The sequence below is a fragment of the Serratia sp. HNCC26DJ244 genome (assembly GCF_057180565.1).
In genome coordinates this window covers 1-17333 of record NZ_JBXUGO010000018.1, presented here as the reverse complement: position 1 = coordinate 17333, position 17333 = coordinate 1, and the positions used below count along the sequence as shown (strand labels likewise).

General features: G+C 47.0%; 15 protein-coding genes and 2 pseudogenes. 9 read left to right on the top strand and 8 right to left on the bottom strand.

What is annotated here, in order from left to right:
• Positions 1-117 precede the first annotated feature (117 nt).
• From AC2A06_RS14115 to AC2A06_RS14080, 8 genes and pseudogenes are all read left to right on the top strand, one after another.
• The gene (locus tag AC2A06_RS14115; RefSeq protein ID WP_484380709.1) at positions 118-966 is read left to right on the top strand and encodes a helix-turn-helix domain-containing protein; all 849 of its coding nucleotides are present in this window, start codon (positions 118-120) and stop codon (positions 964-966) included.
• Positions 967-972: 6 nt separating this feature from the next.
• On the top strand, positions 973-1965 hold the full coding sequence (locus AC2A06_RS14110; protein WP_484380708.1) for a glycosyltransferase family 9 protein: 993 nt from the start codon (positions 973-975) through the stop codon (positions 1963-1965).
• Positions 1958-2452 carry a putative pterin-binding protein gene (locus AC2A06_RS14105; RefSeq protein WP_484380707.1) on the top strand — a complete coding sequence of 165 codons (495 nt, stop codon included), beginning with the start codon at positions 1958-1960 and terminating at the stop codon, positions 2450-2452. Before AC2A06_RS14110 ends, AC2A06_RS14105 begins: the two co-directional genes overlap by 8 nt.
• Positions 2453-4177: a hybrid sensor histidine kinase/response regulator gene (locus tag AC2A06_RS14100; protein ID WP_484380706.1), complete on the top strand. Its 1725-nt coding sequence runs from the start codon at positions 2453-2455 to the stop codon at positions 4175-4177.
• Positions 4178-4534: pseudogene (locus AC2A06_RS14095) on the top strand (ATP-binding cassette domain-containing protein); the annotation flags it as partial.
• On the top strand, positions 4515-5441 hold the full coding sequence (locus AC2A06_RS14090; protein ID WP_484380705.1) for a pepsin/retropepsin-like aspartic protease family protein: 927 nt from the start codon (positions 4515-4517) through the stop codon (positions 5439-5441). The pseudogene AC2A06_RS14095 and the gene AC2A06_RS14090, both read left to right, overlap by 20 nt.
• Positions 5442-6059: 618 nt before the next feature.
• Complete coding sequence (gene relB / locus AC2A06_RS14085) at positions 6060-6251, top strand: type II toxin-antitoxin system RelB family antitoxin (protein ID WP_473196904.1); 192 nt, start codon at positions 6060-6062, stop codon at positions 6249-6251.
• Entirely contained in the window at positions 6241-6513 is a 273-nt protein-coding gene (locus AC2A06_RS14080; protein ID WP_484380704.1) for a type II toxin-antitoxin system RelE/ParE family toxin, read from the top strand. Before relB ends, AC2A06_RS14080 begins: the two co-directional genes overlap by 11 nt.
• A 55-nt stretch (positions 6514-6568) precedes the next feature.
• On the opposite strand, the pseudogene AC2A06_RS14075 reads toward AC2A06_RS14080, so the two are convergent.
• The 8 genes and pseudogenes from AC2A06_RS14075 to AC2A06_RS14040 all read right to left on the bottom strand — a co-directional run.
• Positions 6569-6703: pseudogene (locus AC2A06_RS14075) on the bottom strand (TIGR03747 family integrating conjugative element membrane protein); the annotation flags it as partial.
• 115 nt (positions 6704-6818) lie between these two features.
• Entirely contained in the window at positions 6819-10328 is a 3510-nt protein-coding gene (locus AC2A06_RS14070) for an autotransporter domain-containing protein (protein WP_484380703.1), read from the bottom strand.
• A gap of 495 nt (positions 10329-10823) precedes the next feature.
• Positions 10824-11492: a YoaK family protein gene (locus AC2A06_RS14065; protein WP_484380702.1), complete on the bottom strand. Its 669-nt coding sequence runs from the start codon at positions 11490-11492 to the stop codon at positions 10824-10826.
• A gap of 112 nt (positions 11493-11604) precedes the next feature.
• Positions 11605-12204 (bottom strand): NAD(P)H:quinone oxidoreductase, encoded by a 600-nt coding sequence (gene wrbA / locus AC2A06_RS14060; RefSeq protein ID WP_484380701.1) that lies wholly within the window; start codon positions 12202-12204, stop codon positions 11605-11607.
• Between the two features lie 168 nt (positions 12205-12372).
• Complete coding sequence (locus AC2A06_RS14055) at positions 12373-14268, bottom strand: amidohydrolase (protein WP_484380700.1); 1896 nt, start codon at positions 14266-14268, stop codon at positions 12373-12375.
• On the bottom strand, positions 14265-14549 hold the full coding sequence (locus AC2A06_RS14050) for a XapX domain-containing protein (RefSeq protein WP_484380699.1): 285 nt from the start codon (positions 14547-14549) through the stop codon (positions 14265-14267). Before AC2A06_RS14050 ends, AC2A06_RS14055 begins: the two co-directional genes overlap by 4 nt.
• Before the next feature lie 136 nt (positions 14550-14685).
• Entirely contained in the window at positions 14686-15378 is a 693-nt protein-coding gene (locus tag AC2A06_RS14045) for a hydrolase (protein WP_484380698.1), read from the bottom strand.
• A gap of 131 nt (positions 15379-15509) precedes the next feature.
• Complete coding sequence (locus tag AC2A06_RS14040; RefSeq protein WP_484380697.1) at positions 15510-16211, bottom strand: pirin family protein; 702 nt, start codon at positions 16209-16211, stop codon at positions 15510-15512.
• 179 nt (positions 16212-16390) lie between these two features.
• Between AC2A06_RS14040 and AC2A06_RS14035 the strand changes: the two genes are divergently transcribed.
• Positions 16391-17293 carry a LysR family transcriptional regulator gene (locus tag AC2A06_RS14035; protein WP_484380696.1) on the top strand — a complete coding sequence of 301 codons (903 nt, stop codon included), beginning with the start codon at positions 16391-16393 and terminating at the stop codon, positions 17291-17293.
• Positions 17294-17333: the final 40 nt, after the last annotated feature.

The following is a 17333-nucleotide window of genomic DNA, read 5'->3' as shown; positions in this document are numbered from 1 at the left end:
TGAGAAATAAATTATCATTAAAAGACATAGAAAGGGATTGTTTTTATTGATAAAAAAAACTTTACGGTTAGAATCACTACTGATAAGAAACGATATAGTTCTGAGAGGGTGTGACTAATGATGAACTGTGATCTAGATCAAAAAATTGACAATTCTCTGGGAGAAATGATATCCAGAGTTCTAACAATGAAGGGAGTACCAAAGCAAAAGCACATTGGCTATACTGGCCGAGTTTTGGATATCACTACAGCCGCCGCTCATAAAAAATTGAGTGGAGCATCAAAATGGGAAGTGTCCCAGTTAATTAAGGTCATTAAATCTATCGATATGGAAATGAGTGACTTTTTTGACATGTATAACCATTCAGTAACTGAAATTCATGAAGCAACATGGAACAATGGCAAAATTGATTTAACATGTAAAATTTATCTATCTGACGAAGACATCAATAAAACCACAGAATATTCAGCTCTAAAAATTAACGATGGATGGTTTGTTATTAGAACCGATGAAATTAAAGACGATTTTCTTTTTGAGTCAAAAAGAAACATTAAATATCTACATGTTTATCCACAAACTTTAGAGACTGTAAAACATAGAATAGCTATTCTTGATGACGACAAAATAATTGTCGACAGTCTAAAAGATATTATAAGCAGAGATTATTATAGCGTAGATACATTTTATAGAATTGAAGACCTGGAGAATAGCTTAAATAACTCCCCATATGATGCATATATTTTAGATTGGGTTATTGGTGACAAAACCGTTTTCAATACGATTAAGAAAATCAGGCAGTCGAAAAAGAAAAACTCAATGATACTGGTACTCACAGGGCAACTAGAAGGGATCGTAGATCAAGAAGTTTCATATGCCATTCACGACTACGACATCACTGGTCCTTACGAAAAACCAATTCGGGGAAATTTAATTAAATCTAATCTAGATAAATACTTTTCTAAATAGACATATATGAATAAATTATTGTTAGAATATAATGGCAGCCTGTTATTAGAAGGGAAATTTATTGTTTCACCTTACGGTGTTAGCAAGGTAGTGCCTGACGGAAATTTAATGCCACTAGAAAAAGATATAATTCATAACAATTCAAAAAAGAAAATAAAAGTAAATTACAAAAATATAAAAAAACTTATCATTATAAATGGTATGGGAGTCACACTCGGCGATTCTGTCATCGGAATAGATGCATTATCTACAGTAAAAAGAATAAACAAGAATATCAATATTGAAGTCATAAGACCAGAGAAATGCCCTAGCTATGTTAATGACGTTTACACATTGTCAAGCAATGTCATTGACACTTTATCATACATGCCTTTTAATATAGAAAAAATCCCCTATTCCCAAGATGGTATAATTATAGACATGGGAAATCAATTGTATTGGGAAGAATTTTCTAAAAGAGAAATGCATGATTTCTTTCTATACAATCTTGGAATTGAACCAAACGATATTGAAGACTGTGAAAAATCAAACCATTGGCTTAAAGATATAAAACTACCTGAGTTTGCATTAAATGATTACGTTTTATTTTGCCCTAATGCAAGCACTAAAATTAGAAGTATCCCATCACGTTTTCATCAAAAAATAGTAGATGATCTCAGTAAGAAGTATCAAAGAAAAGTAATTGGATTTACTGACATTGAACATGATAACTACACAAATATAAGTGAGTTTTCAAGAAAAACAGAAGACTTCATTTCTATAATAAAGAACTCAAAATATTTATACACATGCGACTCATCAGCTCTTCATATTGGCGCAGGATTTGAAATACCAACAACATGTATATTCACTACTGTAAGACCTGAACTTCGTAGTTTGTATTATAAAAATTGCGAGTCATACTATATTGGTACAGTTGAAACCGACGGAATACATAGTAATGAGGATGCCAATCTCATTAAGTTAATTGATTCCAAATTTGAGGCTTTTTATGCTTAATATTATAAAATATTCTTCTTTGTTAATTATGTTATTCATCGTTCCACTCTCTTCCATGGCTAAAGTTGGAGATATTATAATAGAAGGTAAGATAAAAATAAAAAATAGTGATGGTTTTTTTATTTTATCAAAGGAGATTTTTGATGAAATGGATAAATCAACAATAAAAACAACAACATCTTGGACACCAAAAGATTACCGTGCAACATTTGAAGGTGTCGCGCTTAAAGATATATTACATAAAGTAGGTGCATATGGTACTACTCTTAGAGTCAGTGCGTTAAATGATTACTGGGTAGATATTCCGATTTCTGACGTTGAGGACTATGGTGTTATTATAGCGAATAAAATGGATGGTAAGACGCTCACAACAAGAGATTTTGGTCCTTACTTTAGCATTTATCCAATTGATGACATTTCAGGTCTAAACAAACCAATATATTTATCGCGGTTTGTTTGGCAAATAAACAAGATATTGGTGATGTAAATGAAAAAAAACTTCCTTCTTTTACTTTCAGGAATATCAATTGCGTTAACTTTTTCTATTTCCGCTATCATAAAATATAACTCAATGCTTTCGGATAAATCCTTGTATGCTATAACTGGCACACAAGAAAACTACTCATGGGCGATTGCTAAATTTTCAATTCAACTATCTGAGTTTTATTCACTAGTTAAGATTTCAGAAGTTAATTATTTAACCGGATCTAATGATAAAGACATGGATGAGATAAAAGAAAAACTAGATATATTATATTCAAGAGTGCAATCAATAAGAAATAAAAGTGAGTCTACGATACCGTTATATAGACAAGAAGGATATAAAGAAACCATTGACGCCATATATGATAAACTTAATATTGTTGATTCATATATCAACACAGACAATACAGATATAAAAAAAGCCGTTGAAATCGTCAATGAAATGAAACCTTACTCTACGTTATTAAACAACTTGGCTGACCATGCCGAAGTCAAGCAAAGAACAATGGCACTAGAAGATTTCAAAGAAAAAAGAAAGCAACTTTTTATTCTACTTACTATAACTGCCATTTTAATTTCATCGCTATGCTTTATAACCTCCTTTTATCTTTTTAAATTAAACCGACTGTTAGATTCAGAGAAAAAAGCATTTAACAATAAAAATGCATTCTTAGGGGTTATTGGCCACGAATTAAGAACATCATTACAAGCAATAATATCTTCTGTAGATGTTTTAATTAGTAACAATGCTTATAACAAGCAACATTTTTATCGCTTAGAGAATGCGGCGACAAAAATGGAGCGACAAATGAAGGATTTAGCCGAATTTGCGAAAATTGACAACGGAAACGTTGAAATTAACACGTCCTCATTTAATCTTAAGCGCCTAATAAACACATCCATTAGCGACTCTGTCGTTCTACTACCTAAATCCTCAGTTATAGTTACGGCGAAGGACATACCTGATATTTTCATTATTAGTGATTCAGCTCGACTGATGCAAATAATGGAGAACCTCATCACCAATGCTATTAAGTACACAGAGATAGGCAATGTCTTGATAACAGCATCAATCGAAAACAATAACATGCTAATTATTAGTGTGGAGGACAGTGGACAAGGAATACCTAAAGACAAAATAGCATCGATATTCTCCCCATTTGTAAGAATAAACAATAGTAAAGAGATCCCTGGCTTTGGTATGGGCCTTGCTATCGTTAACGGGGTTATAAAAGCAATGCGAGGAAGCATTTTTGTTAAAAGTGACATTGAAAAAGGAAGTGTTTTTACTGTGAAAATCCCTATAGAAATATCTCCCTTCGTTCATGAGCATCAAGTAGATGAACAGGATCATTCATTTAACTCAAAGTATGAAAATATCAGAATTCTTCTCGTCGATGATAATGAAATGTCTTGTACTTCGATAGCATCATTATTGGATAGTGCAGGTTATAAGGCTGAGTACACAACTTCACCCAAGCGTGCTTTGGAGAAACTATTGAGGAAATCATATGACCTGGTATTGAGTGATCTTCAAATGCCGATAATGACCGGTGATGAACTTTACAAAAAAACTCGTACTATGGATGGTCCAAATAAAAATACACCGTTTATTTTCATCAGTGCGTATTCGGCTGAAAGCCCTATATCATCTGTGCCCATGCTGACTAAACCGGTCAGAATGAGAGACATCAATAAGCAAATCTATTTAGTTATGGAAGCTAAATAAAGTGCATTTTTGTTTGAGTGTGCTCACCTTGCTTCAATTCATACTGAAATTGAAGAAATGCCAATGAAATATGAAACGATGGTGGGTGATATGGGGAGTGCCCTGTCGGGTGGACAACGACAGCGCGTTTCCTTGGCACGAGCGTTGTACAAACGTCCACGTATACTCTTTCTTGATGAAGCCACCAGTGATCTAGATGTTGATAACGAAGCTCGAATCAATGACTCGATACGCACGTTGAAGATCACCCGAATTTTTGTCGCTCATCGGCCAACAATGATCGCGATGGCAGATAGAGTATTTGACCTCAGCAGCAACTCTGAAGTGGAGAATCCGCATGCGATCTTTACTGAATAAACACATTACAGCGATCACGCTCGCCCTCTTATCCTCGACAATATCATTGGTTGCAACAGAGACAATTGCTTCTGAAGAGATCATGCATATGCCTTTTGCGTTAGATGATGCTTCTTTACCGATGGCCAATGTTGATATCAATGGAAAACGTCAAACATTTATGATCGATACGGGCTCACGCACTGCCCTCCATTTATCTAAAGACGTTATGGCAAAACTCCCAGGGCTGACAGTAGCTCCTGAAAAAGAGCGCAGTACCGATCTGACAGGTAAGGTATTCCTCAATGACAAGTTCCATATTCCGCAGTTGTCGATCAATGGAATGATGTTTAAGGACGTTAAAGGAGTTTCGTTTACTCCACGGGGTATGACGCTCACCCGCGATAGTAGCCTCCCCAACTCAATGATGATCGGCCTGGATTTATTCAAGGGGAAGGCCGTGCTGATTGATTACAAAAACCAACGTCTGTCGGTTGCTGATCGCGCTCAGTCATTCGGCATCAGCATGGCTGATGGTTGGATTTCATTACCGCTGCGACTCACACAGGAAGGGATCGTAGTCAACGTCTCCCAGGGCTCACAGAGTTACAACATGGTTCTTGATACTGGGGCCTCTGTATCGGTTTTTTGGAAAGCGCGTCTTAAACTCCCTTTTGCTAGCATATCTTGCCAGACTGTGATAGCAGAGATGGACAACGAAGGGTGCACGGCATCGGAGTTTCAACTTGCTGAGATTGGTACAGAAAATATCAAGCTAAATGCGCTACTACTCGACGGTACATTCGAACAGATGGACACCGATGGGTTAATAGGTAATAACTTCTTCAAGAAATTCGCAGTCCTCATCGATTTCCCAGCTCAAAGATTACTTATTAAGGGGTCTACTCATGAAACGGGAAAAAATTGAATGTTAAACCTCATCGGGTATCGTCATGAGTCGCCTTAGCAGATAAGCAGTTACTACGTTATAGCCCTCAGTATGGGTCCTTATTTCGGAACCACCCCGAAACACATTCAATACATCGACAGGAGAAAACAGTATCGAACCTATTCCCTTTTTGATGCCAAACCACCCGGGGGCCCTATTGGTGGCTCCTTGAATTATCGAACACAATAATATCGTTAAATAACAAAGGTTTTATTGGTTTATTTCGATTCCGAGTCCGGGCACCACTTATTCAGAGAACCCAGCCTATGGTTGGGTTTTTGCTTTCTGGCGCTCCGGTAGGTAGATTGCTGGTCGTTCTTACCACCTATGCCACAGCTTTACCCCTGCCCCCCATATCTCAACTGCTCCAGACCCCGCTCAAATGCTTTAGGGCCAGCGCCAACTCGTCTTTCTCGCTGCCCTGAACTGGCCCGCCGCCGAGAGCAGACAAACAGCTAGGTAGCAAACAACTAGAAGGTCGAAGGGGGATTTTGAAAATTTGGTAAGCGACAACAGCAGGCCACGTCATCCACTTGGTCCGAACAGCGTAACAAGCTATACTGGTCAAAAGAGCAGCAAAGAAAGGAGTAAGTCAATATGGTAACCAAACTGTCCCCCATCGTATCCGAGTTTGAGACTCAGGAGCAGGCAGACAGCTATGACCGCTGGTTCCGTGCCAGAGTAGAAGCAGCGATGAACAGTACCAAGCCCCGTATACCTCACGATGAGGTGATGGCAGAAATCCGTTCTCGTCTGGAGGCTAAGCGGAAACTTCATAATGCGAGTTGATTGGAGTGATGAAGCACTGGAAGCATTGTGGACCATTATTGATTACATAGATACACGTAATCCCAGTGCTGCTGCCAAACTCTCGTCGGATATAGAGCAAGCTACGCAATCCCTACCATTACAGCCTTATATGCATCGTATTGGTCGCATGCCAAGCACGAGAGAAATCATCGTCCATCCTAACTATATCGTAGTATATCGGGTACAGCTTGATAGAGTTGAAGTACTTGATGTTCTACACGCCCGCCAAGAATACCCGTAGAATATCGAGAAAAATAGCTTAAACCGCCTCCATAACGAAGGTTGTTCTTGCCGACTCAGAGGTACTTTTTAAATTCCCCCATCGTCACCGAAATCGCCAACTCCATCAGCATTGCTGCGGGCAGCAACAATAAGTTTGGTTAGACGGCGAACGGCGCGAACTGGTGCAGCACGCAAGGGAGTTGTGTCGCGTTAACGCAAGCAGGTCAACAAAAGCTGCGCTGCCGGTTATTCAGGCAGCGCAACGGTTGCTAACTTCACTACGCTAATGCGACAGAACCTTGTGAGGGTTAAATCAGCGTTTCCTTAGAACGCTATGCGGAAATTGGCCGCAACGCCATTTGATTGAATGTCGCTGTTAAAAGAACCTACGTAAGACAGGCTGAGTTTCACCGATTCGCTAAGAGTCGCATCAACGCCAGCGCCGAGATTGAGCATCGGGTTGTCCATCTTTCCGCCCTCAATTCTGGCCTTGCCGAGATCCATAATCTGCAGATAGGCCTCTGGAGTGGTGTCGCCCATGAACGTAGTTCCGGAGATATAGCCCCGTGCCGCAAGCTTCACGGTACCGGCCGTAAGAAGCGGAGCGCTTCCGCGAACGCCTAGGGTCGCCGCACCAAGCGTCTGCGAGTTGCCGTCGGTATGGAACTTATAATCACCGACGCTTTCATCGAAACCGTCTGATTTGAGCCACAACATGTTCATGCCAAGGTAGGGCTCAATGGAGTACTTATCCTTGTTGAACCCCGTGTACGCCGCATCGGCGAAGACTTGGGTGATATCCGTAGTGGTGGTAACGTTATTGAGCTGCGACTGGTCAATAACAGTCAGTTGGCGGCTCGACTCCCGGTCCTGGTTGGTGTACATGGTGCCGTAAGTGAACTTTGCGATCTCAGGGATATCGGAAACGCCGTAAACCCCGACGTGCAGGTCGTTGCTGTTCACTGTACCGTACTGGCCGCCCCTGAACTTGCTCTCACCCGCGCCAAAGAAGAGGCCAGCCTTGTTGTTGGAGGTGATGTCGGCTTCCATACCGACAAGAGCGGCGTAGAATTCACCGTCCAGATCGGAGCGACCAAAATCTACACTGGACCAACTGCCGACACCCGTGGCCCATACGCGGGCCGTGTCACTGATTTGGATGCTTTTGTCGTGGCCAAAACCCGATGCCTGGTTTTCGAGCGTGCGGGACAGAGTCAGTGAATTGACAATGCTCGTATTGTCGACATTGAGGTACATGTCATTGCCCAGCGAATCAAGGGTGGAGTGAACTTGATCCTTGGTTGACCAAAGAAGTTGATCCATAAACATATTAGGAACCTGGGTCGAAATCACGTTTGCGACAGTGCGACCGTTGCTGTTGGCCGCATAACTGGCAAGATCGGTGTCATTCCAACTAAGAGTTCCTGTGATGGTGGAGGGACCGCTAGCACTCCTGGTGGTGAGCACATCCATATTAAAGAACGCATAGTCTGGATCTACCACCATGTATTCGCTGCCAGCCAAGGTGTCAGCGGCTACGGTGCCCGTTGCGACGAGGTTGTGGTTGTTGAACACATCTCGCAGAATATCAGTATCGGCGGCCGCAATCGTAAGCTTGGAACCTTTGTTGAAGGTCAGTGTACCCACATTGACATCATTTCCCGTCACGATGACATACGTACCGCCGCTATTGACGTTGACGTTGGCCAGACGGCTTTCCGTGGTAGTCAGCAGGCCTTTCATCGTGAAAAGATCGTTGTAGTGTGAAAGCACGCCGAAATAGCCGCCGTTAATGTTGACCGGCGCGGTGCCGAAGGATTCGGTGAAGCCGTACAGCGTGCCAGCCTCAACCATCGTGCCGCCTTCATAGGTATTGCTACCGGTCATGACCAGCATCCCAGGCCCCTGCTTGGTCAGCGAAGCCGTGTAGAGGCCGTTGGTGATCTTGTGCTCAATGTAGGCTGCGTTCCCATCCATCCATTCCTTGCGCCACTTGACAGCGTCCTCATAGGCGATCTTGTCGTACATCTCGGGGTGGCCGTTAGTGATCGCCTGTATGTAAGGATCATTCAAAATGCCCTGAGTCATGAACGCTTGCTCGTTAAGAGTGCCATCCGGGTTCAGCACGTTGGGGCCGTAGTCACCGGCGTAGGCAATGCCCTGCGCCTTGTAGCCCGCCAGCCACGCCAGGTCTTCCCTTTCCCTTTCCTTGATCGCAGTCTGGCTAATATTATTCGACCAGACGTCCAGGGATGCCTTATTCATGGTGTATACCATCGGGCTCAGGAATTGGCCGGGGCCGTACATGCCCTTGGCCAGATCGGGGATCCCCCAGCCCCAGCGTTGGTCCGGAAGGCCGTCAGGAGCAGTCCAGGCGATGGATTCCCCGGTGGCAGAGGTTTGCCCAGTACCGAGGAATCTCACACCATCGGACATCTTGTTGTTCGCTGTGGTGAACATTAGTTCGCGCACCTGCATGGCGTTCATGTTTGGATAGCGGGAGAGCAGAACCCCCATCACCGCTGTCGCAACGGGTGTTGCTGGTGACGTACCGCTTGAGCCTGAATAGGTCGTGTCGCTACCGCTGCCCGAGGTCCAAATGCTGTTTGAAGGGGTAGACACGGTCCACCATTTGGCGAGCCCCGCCTCGTTAAACCTGGACTGCTTGGTATATTCTGGATTGGCATCAGTGGGTGGTATCACCCCACCGACGACGACCCACTGGTTTTCCGCCCAGGGATTGAAGATGGGATAGGCCGGACGGTAATAGGGATTGTCCCAGTCGTTGTTACCAGCCGAACGTACGTTGACGGTACCGCTGTCTTTGATGGCGTCCCATATGGCGTCCATAAAGGAAAGCCCAGGGTGGTTCTTATCATATTGAATGCCACCTTCCGAATAGCTTTTTTTGAAGAGGAAATACTGGTACTCAAGATCCTTCAGGTTCTGGCTTGGGAGAATAGTCGCCATTGCCGTGCTGCTGGCGCTGTCTCTGCCGGCTAGCTCGTAAGCGTTGGCGAGGTTGCCATCGGCGCCGAGATCGTTTCCGTAACCATCATAGCGGGCTCTGTCAAGGGTCTGGACGTAGGAGCCCCAACTGCTATTGATGACCTGGGCACCCGCGTCGACCAGCGCCTTATTAGCTGTATACCAGTACTCGTAATCGTGGAACGGACCGTGGGATTGACCATCGGAACCGCCGGTCTTGGCGACATACATCATCGATCCAAAGGCGATACCGTGCTGGTTTTTACCGTCACGGATGCCAGAGGTAACCCCGAGCATACCGGTGCCGTGCGAGTAATCGCTGGTTAACGCCTGATCACCAGCCACAGTGAACCTATCGCCCGCGTAAAACGGGTTATTTGGGATTGCGCCACGATACCCGTAGCCGGACGTGCCGTAGACGCCCTCCGCGGTAACCGACTTGATCAAATCGGTTTGAAATGCTTCGTGTGTGGCCCTGTAGCCAGAATCCATCATGCCGAGCGTGACGCCTTGCCCGAAGTACCCTAGGGCATAGGCGGTGGATGCGTTTACCGCGCTGAGCTGCCATGGAGCGTTGACCGCCGAGCCATCAGTAGCAGGGTTATGGCCGGTATAAAAACCATATTCCGCCGTTTCCCAACTGGCTTTCGCGCTGGCCATTTCTCCCGGGCTAGTGGCGACAAAGCCCGGGTCACCATAGTAGGTAAATATAGGTGCGCTGGCCGCACCAGCCGGAATAGTGAAGACAAGGGGTACCCATAAAAATGCCAGGACAAAAAATTCTTTCCTGGCACGACCTTTTTGCTCCTTGGATAGGTGTGGAACTCTCATAGGATCTTTGACCATCTAACGCCTCCATAAAACAGTTTAAATAGGTAAAACCTACCTGTCGCATGAAACCTCCCTGCGGACGGAAAGATTATCCAACAATAATTTGGTCTTGGTCGTGAGCACCATCCCAACCCACCCTTAAGTGGTGTTCGCTGACGCTAAAGTGAGTCATTGAGGAAGCACGGAGTGATGCAAGAAAGGTTATCGCCTGGCTCGATAACTGAACAAGCCCCTTCCCTCCCCTTAAAACTATTTTCCTGAGCAAAACATCACCCTAGCAAAACGTTGCTGCTTGCCAGTCAGTAAAATCGTCAGTCATGGTGCTGCTTATTTATACAGTTTTTTTACAGGCGTACATCGGCATGAAGATAGGCTATATATGACTACATACCGATCAAGTTGATTTAAATTGCCGTATTGATACGGTTGCCCTGTGCCGTAGCGCTGCAAGTCTGGTTTTGCTGAAGGCCCCGGGCGGGTAACTGACGGGTCTACCCATTTTAAACCCCGTTAACGTATTTTTACCGTCACCCACATCGCAACAAGCACAGAGATAACCAGACTCCACAGCCCGATACCAAGGTAGAGTAATGCTGCAGTTATGCAACCCAGTACAAATCCACTCAAATTTAACCCTATTGGTTGCATCCTTTTTTTAATCACGGTTCTTTTCTCTGCATCGGACTGAACAATAAGTTCAAACAGATCAATGGCAATCTGGGTTACGTTGCCTGTCATCAGCGTCGTCGGGGGCGCTCCTGGCAAATGAGTACGCGATATTGCGTTCTGGATTGCCATCGCAGAGACTGCCGTCATTCCGGTCAGTAATGCCAACGGACTATCACTGTTGGTAAATGGCCCAAACCAGACAGCGAATAACGTGAACAATGCCAACAACAGGGTATGAACGCCCAGTAACGGGCGTAGCGGCGCATAACCTCGTCGGCCAAGTGATATCGAACTCAGATGGGTTAAACCCACCACGAGAGCAAACAAAGGCAAGGCCAGGAGCTTGGCAATCGCACCCGAGGTGCCATCCACAATGCTGACGCCCAGTGTGACGAAGTTGCCTGTCACATGCGCGGTGAATAAACCTTGCAATGCAAGAAAGCCGATAGTGTCGACATACCCGCCGTTAAAACTTAGCGCAGGGGCTATAAATCGGTTAAGTGACGGCATTATCTCTCCCTGGTTTGCTGGGGATATCGGGGATATAACGTGAATAAGCCCTTTGCAGGGCTTTATATTTCGCTGTGGCATGATACTGCTGGCATCATGACAGAGGCGAGGTTCACCGTTTCATTTTCAATGCAATTTCAGCAACATACTTGCCTTGATGATGGGCGATGTCCAACTCGCGGCTGTCTGGCTGACGGGAGCCGTCGCCACCGGCGATTGTCGTTGCGCCATAGGGAGTCCCCCCACCGACTTGGGAAATATCGAACAGGGCTGGCGTGCTATAACCCAGTGGAACAATAATCATGCCGTGATGTGCAAGGGTGGTCCAGGTAGACGCAATGGTCATTTCCTGTCCACCACCGGTACCGGTAGAGGCGAACACGCTGGCGACTTTGCCTATCAGCGCCCCTTTTGCCCACAAACCGCCAGTTTGATCGAGGAAAGTCCGCATTTGTGCCGACATGTTGCCAAAGCGTGTCGGGATACCAAAGATGATAGCGTCATAGTCAGCCAGTTCAGCGGGGCTGGCGATATCCGCCGCCTGTGCGGTTTTACCGCCCGCCGCCTTAAAGGCATCGGGATCCATGGTTTCAGGAACGCGCTTGATCACCACATCAACACCAGACACACTTTTGGCCCCTTCGGCAACGTGCTGTGCCATGGTTTCAATATGTCCATACATTGAATGATAAAGGACTAATAATTTGACCATTTTTGTTTCCTTATTTATTTGTTCAAGATTATGGGGGTTTTCTTGGGTCGATTTGCCAAGAATTTTCTCTTTCAACGTGCTCAAAATGCCCACGTAATTTCTCCTATATTGATGCGGATACTTTTGCCATTAAACGAAAGTACCCGCAGGAAAACCCTGTCGTTGGCCTTAAATAGCCCAACAAGAACATCCCAACGCACCAAAGAAACCTTTAACATCAGAAATGGGCAGTGTTGATGTCCAGGCCCCCGCATGATCATGACCATGCAGGTTACAGTTATGCGAACATCCACAGGAAGCCATCGCCATTTGTCTGACGGCCAGCGAGTTTTTACCTGCACCGTCGGGTTCACCCCACGCCGAAAAGCCTTTGAAGGTATTCACCGGTGACCAGTCCGGCATGGCAGGGGGAATGGGATTTTCATCCTCGGAAGCAAATGGCCCCGCTCCCCAGACGATCTTTCCTCCCACCATGGTCAATTCAGACGTCAGGAAAGAAATCTCGTCTTCAGAACACGCAAAGAAGTCTTTATCGGGTACCATCAGATCGGCGAACTGCCCCACTTGAATACGACCTTTTTTGCCCTCTTCATTGGAAAACCAGGTGACCTTTTCAGTCCACATACGCAGGGCCGTTTCACGGTCAAGGCAATTACGGCGAGGATAGAGCTGCATTCCCCCCACGGTTTTACCCGTGATCATCCATGACAGTGATACCCAGGGATTATAAGAAGCCACGCGGGTGGCATCGGTACCGGCAGAGACTTTCACCCCTTTTTCCAACATACGGGCAATCGGGGGGGTTGCTTCTGCCGCGCCAGCACCGTAACGCTCGACGAAGTACTCCCCTTGATAAGCCATGCGATGCTGCACAGCGATCCCCCCGCCCAGTGCTGCCACACGATCTATAGATCGTTCTGAAATGGTTTCAGCATGGTCAAAAAACCAGTTAATACCGTCCAGTGGGATCTCACGGTTAACTTTTTCAAACACATCCAAGGCGCGGGAAATGGTTTCGTCATAGGTGGCATGCATGCGCCAAGGCCAGCGATTTTCTGCCAAAATTCTCACGACCTCTTCCAGATCGTCTTCCATGGTGGCAGGCATCTCTGGTCGAGGTTGGCGGAAGTCTTCAAAATCGGCGGCGGAGAAAACCAGCATCTCCCCCGCACCATTGTGGCGGAAGTAATCATCGCCTTGCTTGTACGTGACGGAACGAGTCCAATTGAGAAAGTCTTCTTTTTCTTCTTTCGGTTTCTGGGTGAACAGGTTGTAAGCCAATCGAACGGTCATCAACCCTTCATCTGCCAGCTTCTGGATAACGGCGTAGTCATCTGGGTAGTTCTGAAAACCGCCCCCGGCATCAATCACACCGCTCACGCCCAGGCGATTCAGTTCACGCATAAAATGGCGTGTTGAGTTGACCTGATAATCAAAGGGCAATTTCGGCCCTTTCGCTAACGCGGAATACAGAATGGTGGCGTTGGGTTTTGCCAACAGTAGCCCCGTGGGATTACCTGCGGAGTCGCGGGCAATTTCTCCCCCTGGAGGGGCCGGGGTGTCTTTGGTATAACCGATGGCACGTAACGCCGCACCGTTGAGTAACGCACGATCATAAAGATGCAACAGAAAGACCGGGGTATCTGGCGCAACCGCATTAATCTCTGCCAGCGTTGGCAAACGCTTCTCGATGAACTGGTGCTCGGTAAAGCCCCCCACCACGCGTACCCATTGAGGGGCTGGTGTTATCGCCACCTGCCGTCGCAACATGTCCATTGCATCGGCCAAAGAACGGATACCATCCCAGCGCAGTTCGAGATTATAGTTGAGGCCACCCCTGACGACATGCGTGTGATTATCAATCAACCCCGGTAATACACGTTTGCCTTTGAGGTTAATCAGTTTCGTTGCCGGGCTGGCGAAGGCCATGACTTCGGCCTCTTCTCCCACCGCCAGGAACGTGCCATCTTTAATCGCCACCGCACTGGCGGTAGGATTGGCTGTATCTAGCGTCGTAATTAAACCGTTATGCAAGATAACATCGGCACTAACATGTTGTTTCATGAGCGTTTCTCCTCAACGGATTTGTCGGGTTGCTCTGCCTTTTGTTGGCGGCCAGACAATTGACCGAATAGGTGACTGGTTGCCTGTGTTTTGTTGCAGGCGGAGCTGAAGGCTGTGCCGTTCAGCAATTGTTTGCCGACCGGGATAATTTGCTCCCCGAGCAAAATACCCAGGAGCCCAATCAAGGCGACTAGTGGGGGCGCGGGAGAACGCACGCTGAGTAAGCTATAGACGATGCCAACCAGTAAGCCAGCAGCCAGGGATAAGACGTAGAGTTTCATGGATCACCTCAATTTGTGACCAAAGGCGCACCGATGAACTGGGCGTACGACCAATAGACAGTGTTGTTCAGTGTTGTTCAACAGCGGTACCGGACAACTCTCCATACCGAAGAGTTGCCAGCACTTTCGTTCAGGATCACTTGGCTGGATTAGGTCCAATGTATTCGCCGTGTTGCTCGCGCTCAGGTGCCTTGTGTACCATGGTGTAAGCGTAATCCACGCCCATGCCGTAGGCACCGGAGTGTTCCTTGACAATATCTATCACCGCGTCATAGGTGTCCTTGCGAGCCCAATCACGCTGCCATTCCAACAGGACCTGCTGCCACGTTACTGGCACGACGCCAGCCTGGATCATGCGCTGCATGGCATAGTCATGCGCCTCTTTGCTGGTTCCACCTGACGCGTCGGCCACCATGTAGATCTCGTAGTCCGTGTCATGCAGACACGACAGGGCGAAACCGAGGTTACAGACTTCGGTCCACAGTCCTGAAACCACAATTTTCTTGCGGCCCTGAGCGGCACCGGCAGCCAATGCATCGCGCACGTTTTGGTCATCCCAGGAGTTCATCGAACTACGTTCCAGGAGTTTGTTCTGCGGGAATACAGCCAGCAGTTCAGGGTAGGTATAGCCGGAGAAACTCTGGGTCTCAACGGTCGTGATGGTGGTCGGGATCTGGAATGCCTTGGCCGCCTTGGCCAGACCGATGACATTATTTTTCAGTACCTGGCGGTCGATAGACTGCACGCCGAAAGCCATCTGTGGCTGCTGGTCGATGAAAATCAGTTGGCTATTCTGAGGGGTCAGTACTTCAAGATATTTGTTAGACATAGTTTATTCTCCATAACGGATTAAAGATTCAGGGACATCGATACCACATTCAATCCCGACCAAACTGTGATTGGCCAGGCTTAGGCGCATGGAACGCCCCAAGAACTCCACGCGCCGACAACAGCGGTGGATTAGCTTGCGGTGTCCACCAAAACCAGTTCAGCATCTTCACTGGCGGTCACGCGGATCACGTCTTCACCATGGATCGCCGCACCATCACGTGCCTGCAGGGTAATGCCGTTAACCTCGGCCTGACCGCTTGCTAACACCAGGTAACCATAACGTTCTGCGCCCAGACGATACTCGGTGGTTTCCCCGGCTTTCAGTGTTGCGCCCAGCACGCGGGCCTGAGAGCGGATCGGTAACGCCTCTTCGTCGCCTTCCATACCACTGGCCAGTGCGACAAATTGGTTGGAACGCTCGTCTTTCGGGAAGGGTTTGGTTCCCCAGAAGGGTTCTCCTCCGTTACTGTCCGGGAAGATCCAGATCTGGAAAATGCGCGTGATACCCGGCTCCATGTTGTATTCAGAGTGGCGAATACCGGTACCTGCACTCATCACTTGCACATCGCCCGCCACGGTACGTCCCTTGTTACCCAGATTATCCTGATGGGTAATGGCACCTTCGCGAACATAGGTGATAATTTCCATATTGGCGTGTGGATGTGTTGGGAAGCCCGTTCCAGGCTGGATGGTGTCATCGTTCCAGACACGCAAGGAGCCCCAATGAATACGTTCTGAGTCTTGGTATTCGGCAAAAGAGAAATGGTGTTTGGCATTGAGCCAACCGTGGTTGGCACCACCTAGGCTACTGAAAGGGCGATGTTCGATCATGATGTCCTCTATATATGTATGTTGATATGGATTATCTTAGAACGTCCTTATCATTTACAAAATAGAGGTAATAGAATACAACCGTTTCCTTTTTTATAATGATTGATAGATTATACTAACTTTTCCCCTTGGTTGAGTTTAGAACACACATATGGCAATCGCATTGTCTGGACTCTTTTATGAAACGACTCCCTGATTTCGATGCCTGGGCAATCTTCGCCAAGATTGCTGAAACAGGTTCTTTTGTACACACAGCGACTGAATTCGGCTTATCGCAGGCCACTGTATCCAAGGCTATCACCCGCCTTGAAGGGCGGATGAAAAGCACACTGTTCCATCGCACTTCACGGCGCATATCCTTAACCGAAAGTGGTTTTATTGCGCTGGAGCGCGCCAAGCGAATTCTTGCTGATGGGGAGGCTGTGGAAACCGAGGTGGCCGAGCAGTCGCACAATTTGCGTGGGACTGTCCGGATCGCAGCGCCTATGTCGTTTGGCATATCACACCTCGCCCCTCTGCTACCCAGCTTTATGGATCGGCACCCGGAAGTCTCTTTGGACATTCATTTCAGTGACGAACAGGTTGCTTTGGTAGCCCAGGGTTTCGACTTAGCCTTGCGTATTGCTTCCCTACCCGACTCCAGCTTGCTGGCCAGGCGGTTATGCACGGTACGCATCCTACTGGTAGGATCGCCTACCTATTTCGAGCGGTACGGGCGGCCACACCATCCGCGCGAGCTGGCACAGCACAAAGCCCTACAGTATAGCTATGCTGGGGACGGTGATATCTGGCGTTTTCGGCACCTACGGCATGGCGATTTCACGCAGGCGGTGCCAATTTCCTTACGGGCGAACAATGCTGAAGCCCTGTCACCAGCGTTACGAGCTGGACTTGGGCTGGCTCTGCAGCCCGAATTCATGATTTGGCAGGATCTGCAATCAGGTGCAGTGGAAACTGTGATGGAAGATTGGCAAGTAGAGCCTATTGCCTTGAATATCGTGACACCACCAGGGCGTGGGCGGCCAGCACGGGTGCAGGCGTTGATCGAATACCTAGTGGCAAGCTTCAGCAAACATGGTTAGAGGATAATCGAGTAATCCTAAATAGCTGATCCTAATACCG

Excerpts from the sequence above, each read along its gene's own strand:
- AC2A06_RS14055 (WP_484380700.1), bottom strand. The coding sequence starts at position 14,268 with ATGAAACAACATGTTAGTGCCGATGTTATCTTGCATAACGGTTTAATT.
- AC2A06_RS14115 (WP_484380709.1), top strand. The coding sequence starts at position 118 with ATGATGAACTGTGATCTAGATCAAAAAATTGACAATTCTCTGGGAGAA.
- AC2A06_RS14070 (WP_484380703.1), bottom strand. The coding sequence starts at position 10,328 with ATGGTCAAAGATCCTATGAGAGTTCCACACCTATCCAAGGAGCAAAAA.
- AC2A06_RS14110 (WP_484380708.1), top strand. The coding sequence starts at position 973 with ATGAATAAATTATTGTTAGAATATAATGGCAGCCTGTTATTAGAAGGG.
- AC2A06_RS14050 (WP_484380699.1), bottom strand. The coding sequence starts at position 14,549 with ATGAAACTCTACGTCTTATCCCTGGCTGCTGGCTTACTGGTTGGCATC.
- AC2A06_RS14065 (WP_484380702.1), bottom strand. The coding sequence starts at position 11,492 with ATGCCGTCACTTAACCGATTTATAGCCCCTGCGCTAAGTTTTAACGGC.
- AC2A06_RS14035 (WP_484380696.1), top strand. The coding sequence starts at position 16,391 with ATGAAACGACTCCCTGATTTCGATGCCTGGGCAATCTTCGCCAAGATT.
- wrbA (WP_484380701.1), bottom strand. The coding sequence starts at position 12,204 with ATGGTCAAATTATTAGTCCTTTATCATTCAATGTATGGACATATTGAA.
- AC2A06_RS14100 (WP_484380706.1), top strand. The coding sequence starts at position 2,453 with ATGAAAAAAAACTTCCTTCTTTTACTTTCAGGAATATCAATTGCGTTA.
- AC2A06_RS14040 (WP_484380697.1), bottom strand. The coding sequence starts at position 16,211 with ATGATCGAACATCGCCCTTTCAGTAGCCTAGGTGGTGCCAACCACGGT.
- AC2A06_RS14045 (WP_484380698.1), bottom strand. The coding sequence starts at position 15,378 with ATGTCTAACAAATATCTTGAAGTACTGACCCCTCAGAATAGCCAACTG.
- AC2A06_RS14105 (WP_484380707.1), top strand. The coding sequence starts at position 1,958 with ATGCTTAATATTATAAAATATTCTTCTTTGTTAATTATGTTATTCATC.
- AC2A06_RS14080 (WP_484380704.1), top strand. The coding sequence starts at position 6,241 with ATGCGAGTTGATTGGAGTGATGAAGCACTGGAAGCATTGTGGACCATT.
- AC2A06_RS14090 (WP_484380705.1), top strand. The coding sequence starts at position 4,515 with ATGCGATCTTTACTGAATAAACACATTACAGCGATCACGCTCGCCCTC.
- relB (WP_473196904.1), top strand. The coding sequence starts at position 6,060 with ATGGTAACCAAACTGTCCCCCATCGTATCCGAGTTTGAGACTCAGGAG.